Genomic DNA, 14420 nt, shown 5'->3' with positions numbered 1-14420 from the left:
GCTCTGCGCGAGTGTTGCCGTTGTTCAGGGCAAGGCGGCGAATGCCGCGAAATGACGCGTCCTTTTCAAATTCGTCAACACCGCACTGGACGGCGGCAACCCGCGCCCTGCGGAGGCTGCCGGATTAAAGAGATGTCCCCTAAAGCAACAGCAGTTCCTTCGCCTTGTGAATTGCCTGGGTACGGTTTTTTACCCCCAGTTTGATATTGATCTTGCGGGCATGAGTCTTGACCGTATGCAGGGAAATAAACAATTGCGATGCTATTTCCTGATTTGATAACCCCTCGGCAATCTTGCGCAGCACATCGTGCTCCCGCTCACTAAGCTGAACCCTGGCCGTGGTGGCGAACGCGGATTCTGCTTCTCGTGCCGGCGCATACAACTCCGGCAACCAGGCTTTGAAACTCATGCTAATGCCTTCCTGGCGCAACTGATGACCGACCTGATTAAAAATATGCTGACTTTCAGCAATCTGATTACAACCACGCAAGGCCGCAGCACGAATCAACTGGATCAGCATCATGATCATCGGGCTGGAATTACAGCGTAACCACTCATCCACTTCCGCCAGGCAATCATGAAAGCGACCGCACACCAGATACAACCGCGCCTGGGTCGCAGCGGCAAAGTCTGGTAACAACGGGAATACTTCCGGACGCGGCAGGTGCGCTACCGGCTGCCCCTGCAACAATTCAACCAGACAACCCTGGGCGCGATGGTGTTTGCCCTGGGAAATCCAGACATTGGCTTTTACCAGAATCAGCCAGAGGTAACTGGCCGATTCGACGCCCCAACTGTGCATCAAGCGCTCAACCTCATCCAGCAGATCCAGTGCCTGGCGGCAGTGCCCATCTGAGGCAGCAATCATGGCCTGCAGGCCGTAGCCGTAGCAGATCATCACATCCGCCCCTTCACGGCAGTAACGGCTGCCCTGTTCCAGTAAATCTGGCAGCGTATCCGGGTGACGATGAGTGACCCACAACAAAAAGGCGCGATACACCATCAGTCGACCCATTGGCACGACCGCAATACGTCCGGGTTTGTCCCGTAACAGCTGAATACCGGCATCAATCAGATCCAGACTGAATTCCAGATGGCCCCGGTGCAGTTCGATACGCGCCTGGTCAAACATCGCCAGCGCCTCCAGCGCCCAGCCACCATGTTGCCGTGCCAGTTGCATGGCACGCCGATTCCAGGCGCGGGCGTTGTCGAGATCGGTTTCGCCAAGGCTCAGATAGGTCAATGTGCTGCACATCAGAAAGCGAATGCTGTAACGATCGCCCGACAAACCATCAAGTGCTTTTTTACACAGCGTCATGGCGCTTTTTTGCTGCCCCTTGAGACGCGCCAGATACCCTTGCAATGCCGCCAGCTCAGCATCATCCAGTAACTGTCGATGCATCAGCTGCCGCAACATCGACTCGGCCCGACGCTGCCGATGGCTGACCAGCCAGGCCCAACAGGCCAGTTGCATCAGGCGTGGCGATTGATTCAGCACCTGATCACCAGCCAGCTCACACCAGTCGATCAGACCAGCGATGTCCAGGCTCGCCAGCAAAGCCTCCGCCTGCGACTCCATCCAGGGGGCAAGCTCGGCTGCCATGGCCGTTTTTTGTGCATGCTCCAACGCCCGCACAGGCTGTTGATGCTCGCCGTACCAATAAAAAGCCAGACGGTGCCATTGCTCCCGCTGCACCTCCGTAACGGTCGCAAATATCAGCCGTCGAAACGGAGCCGCTACCTTGACCCAGCCGGCCTGATCCAACGGCTGTAAAAATCCGTTACGTAATAATTCATCGATGCCCGCGCTGGAATCCCGCTGATTCAACCGCCGTAACAGATCCTCACAGCCATACTCCAGTACCGCGAGTTGTTGCAACAGTAATCGATTCTCAGCCGATTGGTCGGCAACCACATCGCTGAGCCAATAATCCTGCAACTCAAACATTCCCAATCCGGGGGCCATCACTTCCAGGGTTGCATAGGCCCGGACACAGGCCAGCCAGATCCCCAGCGCTGCCGGCCAGCCACCCAAGCGGCGATCCAGCAGCAGTTGTTCATCCTGATCAAGCGACAGGCCATGCTCCGCCAGCCAGCGTTGCTGCTGCGGCAGGCTAAAGGTGAGCTGACGCATACCAACCGCCAGTAACGCCGGATGCCGGAACACCACACTGGCACCACTGGGTGCCCGACGGGTCGCCAAAACGAGAGAACAAGTCTCTGGCGCCCGACTGATCAGCAGCTGAACCAGACGCCAGCCAGTCTCATCAAGATTCTGCAGATTATCGATACACACACACAGCGGCCGGTCGATCAGCGCCAACCAGTTGATCAGGATCGACTCCAGCTGTTCGGCAGCAAACGCAGGCGTTTCAGCCAAAGGCCAACAATGTCGGGCCAACTCAATCGCCGCTGCAGACCCATCGCCAGCCAATAAAGCCTGCAGTAACAAGGCCGCATCATCCGTCACTTCACAATTGAACCAGATGACATTCAGCCCTTGCCCCTGCCAGTGGTGATACCACTCCAGCAGATATTGGGTTTTACCAAATCCGGCGGGAGCATGAATCCACACCAACCCCGGAGTCGTGGCATCCAGAGGATAATCGAGGCGTTTTATACCGGGTGACAAGGGGGCAGGAGGACGCCGCCGCGCCAGTAACAGCGGCGCCGCAAGGACATCCGCTAACGCAGCAAGCGATGTGTTATGGGAATAGTGTTCAGAGGTCGTCATGGCAGACTGCGGTAACGATTTGAGGCATTATGGCGAGTTTCATCGGCCCACAGCAACCATCGACACCGAACCCACGGTCGATATGGACGACAGAGCAAATGCCCATAAGGCAACAAGATAACAATCGGGCGATATGGCGGAAAACAGCCAAGAGAAACAGGTGCGAAGCCATCCGGCTTCGCACCGGAGCATCAGGCCTCTGGTGCTGCCTTCGGCGCTGCTTCATCAAGCAGGGTTTTCAGTTCACCCTTTTCAAACATCTCGGTGATGATATCGCAACCGCCCACCAATTCACCCTTGACCCACAACTGGGGAAACGTAGGCCAATTGGCATACTTGGGCAAATTGGCCCGAATTTCTTGATTGGACAGAATATCGACATAAGCGAACTTCTGACCACATTCCATCACCGCCTGAACAGTGCGGGCCGAGAAGCCACACATAGGCTGGTTAGGCGAGCCCTTCATGTACAACAGAATATCGTTGCTTTCGATCTGGTCTTTGATGACTTCCATAATTTCCATGGTGACAACTCTCTCGTCAGGTGAATCAACAGCGTTCAGATTACCACAATCCTGGCTAATCCTGACAGCCACGCTTGGGTTTTAGCGTCCATCCATTGGCACAACGGCTACTACTCCGTAACCGCCACCGCCCGGCGTATGAATTGCCAGCGTATCGTTTACATCCAGTTCCAGCCGGGCACAACCAGCGACGGGCAACACCGATTTCGGTTCTCCTGCGGCGGTACGTCCGCGCATCACCATATTCACCCCACAGCTACCGGCACCACCGCCCTGAATCCCAAAGGGGGCAACCTGGCGGCGGCCGCTGATGATATTAGCGGTCATCGGTTGCAGAAAGCGGATATGACGTTCAACGCCCATGCCGCCCGGATATTGGCCAGCGCCACCCGAGCCACGACGTAAATGAAAATGATCCAGCACCACCGGGTAGCGCTGCTCCAGTACTTCCGGGTCGGTCAGCCGTGAGTTGGTCATATGGCTGTGCACCCCGCTGGCACCGGCCCCAAAAGCGCTGCCACCAGCCCCACCGCACAGGGTTTCGTAATATTGGTAGCGTTGGTTACCAAAGGTCAGGTTGTTATTGGTGCCCTGACAGGCAGCCATCAGTTGCAGTGCGCCCATCAGGGTATCGACCAGATACTGGGCGGTTTCGACGTTGCCGGAGACCACCGCTGCCGGATAACAAGGAGCCAGTATCGATGCTTCCGGTACTCGGATGGTTAACGCCCGGAACAGGCCGGCGTTCAGCGGAATCGGCCGAGCCACCAGCACCCGGAACACATACAGCACGGCGGCACGAACCACGGATGTGGGCGCATTAAAGTTGCCCGGATGCATGGCCTGATCCGGCCGATAGCCGGTGCCGGTAAAATCAATCAATGCACTGCACGTCTGTTGGTCTACCTCGATCCGGACGGCGAACCGGGTGCCATCATCCATCAATTGATCAAACTGACCGGACGGCAACTGTGCCAGACAGGTTCGCAGAGTGTCTTCGGCATTGTCGAGCACATAGCCCATGTACTGGTGCACCAACCTGCGGCCATAACGCTGGCAAAGGCGTGCCAGTTCTCGGGCACCGGTTTCGCAAGCGGCCAGCTGAGCTTTCAGATCGGCGATATTCTGCTGCGGATTACGTGCCGGGTAACGGCCGTTCGTCAACACATTCAGGATTGAGTCCGTCAGTAACACCCCCTGCCGCATCAGCAACAGGTTGTCGATCAGTACGCCTTCTTCATCAATGTGTTGGCTGTTGGCGGGCATCGAGCCGGGTGTTATGCCGCCGATATCAGCATGATGGCCACGGGCCGCCACGAAAAAATCGGCCGTTCCTGTGGTGTTCCCGGCAATAAAGACCGGTTTGACAACGGTGATGTCCGGTAAGTGAGTGCCCCCTTCATAGGGTGAGTTCAGCACAAAGGCATCGCCTGCTTCCATCTCTGGGTGGCGACGGACAACGGCCAGCACACTGTCGCTCATGGAACCGAGATGCACCGGTATATGCGGTGCATTGGCAATCAGTTCAGCGTTACGATCAAAAATAGCGCAAGAAAAATCCAACCGTTCCTTGATATTGACACTGCTGGCGGTTTTTTCCAGCACCAGTCCCATCTGTTCGGCAGCAGCCATAAACAGATTATTGAATACCTCCAGTTGCACCGGATCAGCACCCGATGGTTCTGGATCAGGCAGTTCTGGATCAGGCAGTTCTGGATCAGGCAGTTCTGGATCAGGCAGTTCTGGATCAGATGGTTGCGCGGTCTGCTGCTTTGGCTGGCTTTCCAGCATCTTCTCCTGCACGACTTCCCGCACCTTTTCCAACACCAGCGCACCGCTGGCGATGACCGTGCATGTCCAGCCTGGCTCGACGACCAAGGTACTATTGCTGTCGGTGAATAACAGCGGCCCGACTGCGCAAAAGCCGCTGGGCAGGCTTTCTCGGCTATACACTTTCACCGACTGGCGACCGGCAGGAAAGACCATCTCGACGGATGCCAATGGCTCGGGAGCGTCACCCGCCCTCGGTATTAGCCGGGGTAATGGCTCACCCGGCTGAATACGTTCCAGTTGAATGGCATCGCAGATCAGTGGCTGATCCGCGGACACAAACCCGAACAGTCGCTGGTGACGGATGGCAAACTCGGCTGCCATTGTTTCCGGCGCTGCCAATGCCACCAGCAAAGGCGTATCGGCACCCTGATAACGCACATACGCGCGCCAGTGATCGGCCACCTCGGCGGTTGCCGGTAATGACTGCTGCGCCTGTTGCTGCAACTGCTGACACACCCGCTGCTGCTGATTGGCCATCTGTTCGAGCACGGTCTCTACCGGTTGCTCACCCAGCCAGCGCTGATCGGCAACGCCGATGCCGAAGGCCGACAACACGCCCGCCATGGGGTGTAGATAAACCTGCTCAATGCCCAAAGCCTCCGCCACCTGACAGGCATGCTGGGCACCGGCACCACCAAAGGCGACCAGGGCGTAATCCCGTACATCATAGCCGCGTTGTACCGAGATTTTTTTGGCGGCACGGGCCATGTTATCGACGGCAATGGCCAGAAAACCCTGCGCCAGTGATTCAGCGGTCTGCGCTTGCCCGGTCTGGTGACTCACCTCAAGTGCCAGCTGTTGAAACTGTTGCCGAACAATATCCACATTCAGAGGTAAATCCTGACCCGGCCCGAACAGACTGGGAAAATACTGCGGCTGGATTCTGCCCAGCAATACATTGCAGTCAGTGACGGTTAATGGCCCCCCGTTGCGATAACAGGCAGGGCCAGGAAAAGCCCCCGCGGATTGTGGCCCAACCTGCAAGCGTCCATCGGCAAACGTGACGATCGAACCGCCCCCGGCCGCCACGGTATGAATATTCATCATTGGCACTCGCAAGCCAACACCGGCAATACGGGTGCTGGTTTCACGCTCCAGCTCACCGGCAAAGTGACTGACGTCGGTCGAGGTGCCCCCCATATCAAAACCGAGCAGACGCTCGAAACCATCGGCCGTGGCCGTGCGTACCATCCCCACCACCCCACCGGCCGGACCAGACAATACGGCATCCTTGCCAGACAGCATGGCTGCCGGGGCCAAGCCACCGTTCGACTGCATCAGCGCCAGCGTGGCATCGACACAAATGCTCTGCAACTGCTGCTCGACATTCGCCAGGTAACGCTGCAACACCGGCGTCAGATAGGCATCCGCCAACGTGGTTTCGCCACGGGCGACCAGCTTGATCAGCGGACTGACCTGGTGGGAAAGGGAGATTTGTTCAAAGCCCACGGCACGCGCCAACGCTGCCAGCGCCAGCTCGTGCTGCGGGTATTTATAGGCGTGCATCAGCACCACGGCAACAGCACGCAAGCCACCGTTCCAGGCCTCTTGCAGCTGCACACGAGCAGCTTCCAGATCCAGCGGCCAGTCAACCTGGCCGCTGGCCAATATCCGCTCCGGCACTTCATACACCGCCTGATACAACCGTTCAGGCTGTTCGATAGCGACGGCAAACAGGTCAGGGCGAGTTTGATAACCAATCTGTAGCTGGTCTCTCAAACCATGACTGATCAGCAGTGCAACTGGCGCGCCCTTACGTTCCAGCAACGCATTGGTGGCCACCGTAGTACCCATTTTTACCTGCTGGATCAGACTTCCCTGCTCGGGATATCGGCGCAACAGCTGACGAATACCCTCTATCGCGGCATCGTTATAGTGGTCGGGGTTTGCGGACAAGAGTTTGTGCGTCACCAATACGCCATCGGGGCGCAACGCCACCAGATCGGTAAAGGTGCCTCCCCGATCAATCCAGAACTGCCAGCGGCTGGCGGGAGTATTCAGGTGGGGAGATAAAGAGGCGGTTGGCTGGGTCATGGCGGCATCGCTGGTCGGTCGGGCCTGTCAGTCTAACAGAGCAGGGGAATCCCTGAATAACCCGGCGAACGACGCAACGTCATTCACAATTCAACCATGAAAAATAACAGCAGCGATGGCTATCAGCGCATATGGGCCAGATACGCCGCGACGTCTTTTAGCTGTTGCTCGGTCAGATTTTGCACCACACCAATCATCGGCGACTTCGCTCTGTCCGGATTTTTATCCAGAAATTTCAGCAAGGTTGCTTCCAGGTATTCATAGGGCTGACCGGCAATACGAGGATACTCGCGGGAGCCATGGGCGCTGGCGCCATGACAGGCGAAACACATCGAGTCAAACAGGGCCTTCCCCTCGGCCGAAGGGACAACGGGTTGTTGTCTCGGCTTGACTGCCCGATCGGCAAAATACAGCGCAACGGCCACTCGATCCGAATCCGTTATTTGGGTAGCCAGTTTGCTCATCACATAGTTTTTACGCTCGCCGCTGGCAAAATGCTCGAACTGGGTAAACAGATAGGCCGGATTCTGGCTGGCCAGATTGGGAATGTAATCCCGAGTGCTGTTGCCGTCCTTGCCATGGCAGGAAAAACACAACGTACCGCGATACTCCCCCTGCTGAATGGCAGCTTGCAACGCAGCCGGATCTTGCTGGATACGAGCCATATCTGCCAACAGTTCGTCAACAGTCTCCGCCTGCACAGAAACGGACAGCAACCCCAACGACAGGAGTAAACACAGTACAGGTTGAATAATATTTTTCATTTCCATAACATTTCCAGTGATGATCCAACAAAATACCGGCCCCGTTCCCCAGCTCCAACCCCTGTCTGTGTTGTTTCGCCAGTTTGTAGGACTGCCACTGATCTGAGTCAACAGCCCGAACAGAGTACAAGCGTTCAGCCATGGATAAGAAAGACCTTGTCACGACTTGTCCTTTCCTCTCGCGACGGACATCGGTGTTCGCGCCGGACGCATTCGGTTAAACTCCTGCCCTACTTTCCCAATCACGTATCCGATTTCAAAGCCAACATGATGCAAGAGACTTACGCTCCCCACGCCATTGAGCCTGCTGTTCAGCAACAGTGGCAGGAAAACCAGGTATTCCGTGCTGTGGCCGACGCCAGCAAAGAAAAATTCTACTGCCTGTCGATGTTCCCCTACCCCAGTGGCCGCTTGCACATGGGCCATGTGCGTAACTACACCATCGGTGACGTAATCTCTCGCTACCAGCGCATGCTGGGCAAGAATGTGCTGCAACCGATGGGCTGGGACGCATTTGGTCTGCCTGCTGAAAACGCCGCCATCAAGCACCAGGTTGCGCCAGCCAAGTGGACACGGGAAAACATTGCCTACATGAAAAACCAGCTCAAATCACTGGGCTTTGGCTACGACTGGGAACGCGAAATTGCCACCTGCGACCCGGACTATTACCGCTGGGAACAATGGTTCTTCACCCAGTTGATCGACAAGGATCTGGCCTACAAAAAAGTATCTGCCGTTAACTGGTGCCCCCACGACCAGACGGTACTGGCCAACGAACAGGTAATCGAAGGCTGTTGCTGGCGCTGTGACACACCGGTTGAACGCAAGGAAATCCCGCAGTGGTTTATCCGTATCACAGCCTACGCGGAAGAGCTGTTAAACGACCTCGACCAACTGGAAGGCTGGCCGGATCAGGTCAAGGCCATGCAGCGTAACTGGATTGGCAAATCCCGTGGTGTACAACTGCAATTTGGTATAAAAGGCCGGGACGAAGCGCTGGAAGTTTACACTACTCGTCCGGATACCCTGATGGGCGTCAGCTACGTGGCAGTCGCGGCTGGCCACCCATTAGCCAAAGAAGCCGCCGCGAACAATACCGAGCTGGCTGCCTTTATTGACGAGTGCAGCAAGTCCGGCACCGCCGAAGCCGATGTCGCAACCAAGGAAAAGAAAGGCCTGAAGACCGGTTTTACTGCCATTCATCCCCTGTCTGGCAAAGAAGTGGATATCTGGGTGGCCAACTTTGTATTGATGGAATTTGGTACCGGTGCAGTGATGGCCGTTCCCGCCCACGACCAGCGTGACTGGGAATTTGCCAATCAATACGGTATCGAGATTACTCAGGTGATTGCTTCAGCAACCGAGAGTGACGCAATTGACCTGAGCAAGGCGGCCTATACGGAAAAAGGCACCCTGATCAATTCTGCCGAATTCGATGGTCTGGCTTTCGAACAAGCCTTCGATGCCATCGCCGCCAAACTGGCCGAACTGGGCAAGGGTGAAGTCAAAATCAATTATCGACTGCGCGACTGGGGCGTCAGCCGTCAGCGCTATTGGGGATCACCGATTCCCATTATCCGGACAGAAAGTGGTGAATCTATTCCAGCAACAGTAGACATGCTGCCGGTGATTCTGCCAACGGACGTGGTGATGGACGGCATCAATTCTCCCATCAAGAACAACCCGGCATTCGAAAACATCGAATTCAACGGTGCTCCGGCTTTCCGTGAAACCGATACCTTCGATACCTTTATGGAGTCATCCTGGTACTACGCCCGCTACTGCTCGCCCAAGGCCGACCAGATGTTGGATCCAGCCGAAGCCAACTACTGGCTGCCGGTCGACCAGTACGTCGGTGGCATCGAACACGCCATCCTGCACCTGCTCTATGCCCGTTTTTTCCACAAACTGCTGCGAGATGCTGGTCTGGTGGACAGTGACGAGCCGTTCAAAAGCCTGCTGTGTCAGGGCATGGTACTGGCCGACGCCTACTATTACACCAACGTCAATGGCGGCAAGGAATGGGTCAATCCGGCAGAAGTCACCGTTGAACGTGATGACAAAGGCCGGATGGTGTCTGCCAAACGCACTGCGGACGGCCTCGAGCTGCACCACTCGGGCATGAGCAAGATGTCCAAATCCAAGAACAACGGTGTTGACCCGCAAGAAGCCATCAAGCACTACGGTGCCGATACCGTGCGTTTGTACACCATGTTCGCAGCGCCGCCAGAGCAAACACTGGAATGGTCTGACTCCGGCGTACAAGGATCGCAGAAATTCCTCCAGCGGGTATGGCGTCTGGCTTACGAACTGAAGCAACTCGATCAGGTTGAACTGAGCGCCGTTGCACTGAGTAAATCCGATAAAGACGCGCGCCGTAAACTGCACGAGACCATTGCCAAGGTATCTGACGACATTGGTCGCCGTTACAACTTCAATACCGGTATTGCTGCCATTATGGAGTTGATGAAAACCCTCACCAAGCTCGACCTCGCGCTGGAATCCAGCCGTGCCGTTGCGGCCGAAGCCGTGGACGCCGTGATTCGCATGCTCAGCCCGATGGCGCCGCATATCACTCAGGCGCTCTGGGTCGCATTCGGCAACGAAGGCCTGGTGATCGATGCCAGCTGGCCAGCAGTGGATGAGTCCGCATTGGTAGCTGATACCATTCAGGTCGTGGTACAGGTGAATGGCAAGCTGCGTGCCAAACTCGACGTTGCGGCCAGTGTCAGCAAGGAAGAACTGCAAGCACAAGCCATGGCCGACGAGGCAGTGCAAAAGCAGCTTGATGGCAAAACGGTGCGAAAAGTGATCGTAGTGCCTGGCAAACTGGTCAACATCGTCGCGAACTGAACAGGCTGACCATTTTGAGCTATCTTCGCGTTCCACATAGCCTGCTGATGCTACTGACCTTGCTGGTCAGTAGCTGCGGCTGGCAGCTGCGTGGAGACTATCAGCCTCCTGCCGATACCACGGTACTGATGCTGCAAAGCCAGGCAAGCAGCAACATTAACCAGCGTATAGAGCAGGCACTGCAGCGTCATGGCTGGCTACTGGTAAATAACCGCGAGGACGCCCAGGCAGTCCTTGAAATCCAGTCGTTTGTTATCAATCGCCGGACTCTGACGATTAACAGCGCCGGACAAATTGCTGAGTATCAACTGGAGGCCGAGCTGCAGGGTCGTCTGGTCACCGCCGCTGCCGCTGCCTACTCCATCGAGCTGTCCACCCAGTCCTGGTTCGACAATGACGTCACCCGAGTCACGGCGACGGCTCTGGAAGAAGACGCCGTGCGTGAGCGCCTCACAGCACGCATGATTGAATTACTGATTTTCCGCTTGCAACACATCCGGAGCGAGAATTGAAACTTCGTACCGACCAGTTGCAGGGCCATTTGGGCAAATCACTGCTGCCGGTATATCTGGTCTCTGGTGATGAACCCTTATTGGTCATGGAAGCCTGCGACCAACTTCGGGCAGCCGCCCGTGCACAAGGGTTTGAGGAGCGTCAGCTCTTTCATGCCGAAGCTGGCTTCGACTGGAACCAGCTTCGAGATGAAGCCGATGCCATGTCGCTGTTTGCCAGTCGTCGGTTACTGGAAGTACGCATCCCCAACGGCAAGCCCAGCGATAAGGGCGATACGCTCAAGGCCTTGTTGCAGCGGCCGAACCCCGACAATCTGTTACTGGTTATTTGCCCGCGACTGGACAGCAAATCACAAAATACCGCCTGGCACAAAGCCATCGACAAGCACGGCGGCCTGGTACAAATCTGGCCGATTGAACGCAACCAGTATGCCGGTTGGCTGCGCCACCGCTTGCAGCAGGCGGGTTTACAAGCAGATCCGGCTGCTATCTCTCTGCTGGCCCATCAAACCGAAGGCAACCTGCTGGCAGCGGTTCAGGAAATTGAAAAACTGCGCATGAGTGGCGCAGTACGTATCACAGAAGAGTTATTGCAGGAAGCACTGGGCGACAGTGCCCGTTTTGACGCTTTTGGCTTCGCCGATGCCTGCCTCGACGGCAAGGTACAGGAGGCCAGCCGGATTCTGTCGCACTTGCGCGCCGAGGGGGTCGAAATACTATCGATTCTTGGTGCCCTGACCCATAAAATTCGCCAGCTAATGGTTCTGTCTGGCAAATCTGGTCAATCATTGAGCGAAGCCTTCAAACAGGCCAGAGTCTGGCCGCGACAACAGGGCAGTTATAAAACAGCACTGACGCGACTGACGCGACAAGAACTCCAGCAAGCGCTGATTTTGGCAGAAAAAATCGATGCTGCAGCCAAGGGGCAAGGCGGTAATTGCTGGTTACTCATGAGCGAACTGACACTTTTGGTCACATCAACTCACTTGTTCCACAGCCAGCGTTTGGGACAGAGTTAACATTGGGCAGTCCGACTAACGCACAGTTTTCGTGTATATAAGATGAGATACTGCTGCCTGTTAGTTATTAACACTAATGGTCAGTAAGCGACGCTATGAGTAAATGAGCCCCCACACTGGCGTTACCGCTGACAAATTTTGTCAATGGATAACAAAGAGTGACATTTATCCCCTAGTGTTCTGCAAAAATAGGTAGCAACACCCGATCTATACGTTAAACTGCATTTGACTCGTGAAGGTAGACAGGATGAATTCTGTGAAGCAACAACGTAACGCGGATTTGGTGTGGGATCTCCAGAAGATCCATCAGCACAAGCGTGCCGTCAATTTTGTAAAACAGTTTGAGAATCACTTTTGTGTGTTCTCTTCTTCCGTCCGGCAGCTCTATACCAACTACAACGTTTTTTTTCCGGAAGAAGCCAACCGCCAACTGGTTATCCTGCCTGATCCCTATGCTTTCCACGACACTTTCAGCCACCTGAACCCGGAAGCTGTCCAGTCCACCGGACTGCATGTTATTCCTGGCAATCTGATTGGTAAAAGTGGTTTGTATCTGATTATTTCGCACCGGGATAAAAACGTACGCTCAGTGCCTATTCCATTCCAGGAAGGTATTCGCCAGATTCTGCGTCGCTCCAACACCGAGGATCCGTTCCTGCCGGTATTGATGAAAGGTGACCTGCGCGAATTTAACGATCAGCTTCCCTGTCTGCATCTGCATCGCCTGCGTCTGAAAGAATTAAAAGCTTTGTCATCACTGGATCGCGAAAGTATTCGTGCCGTGATCACTGACAAGCTGATGACGCTGTATCAGGAATCCAGCGCCCTGAATCTGGCCTGATCCAGACAGACGTAAAAAAACGGGCCTTGATTGCCCGTTTTTTTACGTCTGTCGTTACTGCTCAGCTGTCCGTACTGTCTGCCCGGTAGTAGCGTCGAACCAGTCGCCCCAGACCGGTTCGCCATGGCTTGCGCTTGATCCCGAAGGTATAAAACAGTTGTGACACATCCGCATTCGGTGTCCAGATTACCGGAGCTAGACCCTCGCTATGTTCCACCAGACGAGCCTCGGACAAATCCTCAAATTGCCCAGCCTCAGCTAACAAGGCTTCGGCAAAAGCGTAGGAGGTGACTGGCTCTACGCCACAAAAATGATAGGTGCCCCATAAATCATCACTGCAGTCGGCCTGTTTGAGCATCGCCAACAGCACGTTGGCAATATCATCATCCGGTGTCGGGCTGAAAGTACGCTGGTCATCCACCTGAATCAGGCCATTATCTCGAATACGGGTGAGCAAGGTATGGGCAAAATCACCGGACTGTACCGCAAAAGCTTGGCCGACCCGCAAAATCAGGTGCCGACGACACTGACGAATCCGTTGCTCAACAGCCATTAACGCAACGCCCAGTTCACTGGAACAGTAGTCATTGTCCTGTTCGGAGAAGCGATGCCCGTCATCCGCAGCAAAGACCGCCAGCGACGACACCAGCACCACTGGAGCATCATGCTCATCGGCCAGATCAGCCCAGGCCATGGCATCACTGAAGTCGCTGGGATGACACAATGAGGGCGTCAGCACAAAAAACGGCTGCCCGGCCGATTGCACGGAAAACCGCTCCTGCCTTTCAATCGCCACGCCTTTGTAGATATAGTTTTCTGTTGCCAGTGCTCTGGTCAGGCACTGGCCCACCGAGCGGTCTGCACCGATCACATAGCTATAGAAAGGATTTACCGACAAACGTTTTACTCCCCGTCAACTGCCTGGTTATTGATACTCCAGCGACATACGCTGCAATTCATGGGTATTTGCCAGCGCATCCTGCTTGTTGGCAAACAGACGGACATCATTAAGACCAATCAGCAATACAAAGCCTTCGGCCAAACCGACGTAGCCAGCTCGATGTTCCCGGATCAGCGGCGAGCAATCGGGTAAACACGCCGCGTCCGTCAATGCCACACTGCGAATCAGACCATTGCCCAGAGGATCCTGCAACGCATCCAGGTGACGATATAACGCCAGACCATCCCGGCCAATCGTCAGCACACAACCATTAAGCAGTGTGGCTGCATCAACACGGACACCATTGGCCAGTGTTGTGACATGATCTGAGACAATCAGATCTGAACTGGTTTCTATCAACATACA

10 protein-coding genes are annotated in these 14420 nt (G+C 55.4%); 4 read left to right on the top strand and 6 right to left on the bottom strand.

Annotation, left to right across the window (positions count from 1 at the left end):
- Positions 1-139: 139 nt before the first annotated feature.
- From SOJ49_RS04715 to SOJ49_RS04700, 4 genes are all read right to left on the bottom strand, one after another.
- Positions 140-2734 carry a LuxR C-terminal-related transcriptional regulator gene (locus SOJ49_RS04715; protein ID WP_369857079.1) on the bottom strand — a complete coding sequence of 865 codons (2595 nt, stop codon included), beginning with the start codon at positions 2732-2734 and terminating at the stop codon, positions 140-142.
- Positions 2735-2925: 191 nt separating this feature from the next.
- Positions 2926-3258 carry a Grx4 family monothiol glutaredoxin gene (gene grxD / locus SOJ49_RS04710; protein WP_369857078.1) on the bottom strand — a complete coding sequence of 111 codons (333 nt, stop codon included), beginning with the start codon at positions 3256-3258 and terminating at the stop codon, positions 2926-2928.
- 81 nt (positions 3259-3339) lie between these two features.
- Entirely contained in the window at positions 3340-7125 is a 3786-nt protein-coding gene (locus tag SOJ49_RS04705) for a hydantoinase B/oxoprolinase family protein (protein ID WP_369857077.1), read from the bottom strand.
- Positions 7126-7247: 122 nt separating this feature from the next.
- On the bottom strand, positions 7248-7895 hold the full coding sequence (locus tag SOJ49_RS04700; protein WP_369857076.1) for a cytochrome c: 648 nt from the start codon (positions 7893-7895) through the stop codon (positions 7248-7250).
- A 264-nt stretch (positions 7896-8159) separates the two neighbouring features.
- Here SOJ49_RS04700 and leuS point away from each other — a divergent pair, with 264 nt between their 5' ends.
- From leuS to SOJ49_RS04680, 4 genes are all read left to right on the top strand, one after another.
- Positions 8160-10742, top strand: a complete 2583-nt coding sequence (leuS, locus tag SOJ49_RS04695; RefSeq protein ID WP_369858032.1) for a leucine--tRNA ligase — start codon at positions 8160-8162, stop codon at positions 10740-10742.
- A 14-nt stretch (positions 10743-10756) separates the two neighbouring features.
- Positions 10757-11254: an LPS assembly lipoprotein LptE gene (gene lptE, locus SOJ49_RS04690; RefSeq protein ID WP_369857075.1), complete on the top strand. Its 498-nt coding sequence runs from the start codon at positions 10757-10759 to the stop codon at positions 11252-11254.
- Positions 11251-12273 (top strand): DNA polymerase III subunit delta, encoded by a 1023-nt coding sequence (gene holA, locus SOJ49_RS04685; protein ID WP_369857074.1) that lies wholly within the window; start codon positions 11251-11253, stop codon positions 12271-12273. Before lptE ends, holA begins: the two co-directional genes overlap by 4 nt.
- Positions 12274-12520: 247 nt before the next feature.
- On the top strand, positions 12521-13114 hold the full coding sequence (locus tag SOJ49_RS04680) for a hypothetical protein (RefSeq protein WP_369857073.1): 594 nt from the start codon (positions 12521-12523) through the stop codon (positions 13112-13114).
- A gap of 61 nt (positions 13115-13175) precedes the next feature.
- Here the strand turns inward: SOJ49_RS04680 and SOJ49_RS04675 are convergent, their stop codons facing one another.
- Positions 13176-14012 (bottom strand): sugar nucleotide-binding protein, encoded by an 837-nt coding sequence (locus tag SOJ49_RS04675; RefSeq protein ID WP_369857072.1) that lies wholly within the window; start codon positions 14010-14012, stop codon positions 13176-13178.
- Between the two features lie 27 nt (positions 14013-14039).
- Positions 14040-14417, bottom strand: a complete 378-nt coding sequence (locus SOJ49_RS04670) for a hypothetical protein (protein ID WP_369857071.1) — start codon at positions 14415-14417, stop codon at positions 14040-14042.
- Between the last annotated feature and the right edge of the window lie 3 nt (positions 14418-14420).

The sequence above is a fragment of the Candidatus Thalassolituus haligoni genome (assembly GCF_041222825.1).
In the GTDB taxonomy this organism is placed as follows: domain Bacteria; phylum Pseudomonadota; class Gammaproteobacteria; order Pseudomonadales; family Oceanobacteraceae; genus Oceanobacter; species Oceanobacter antarcticus.
This window is presented reverse-complemented; position numbering and strand designations above follow the sequence as displayed.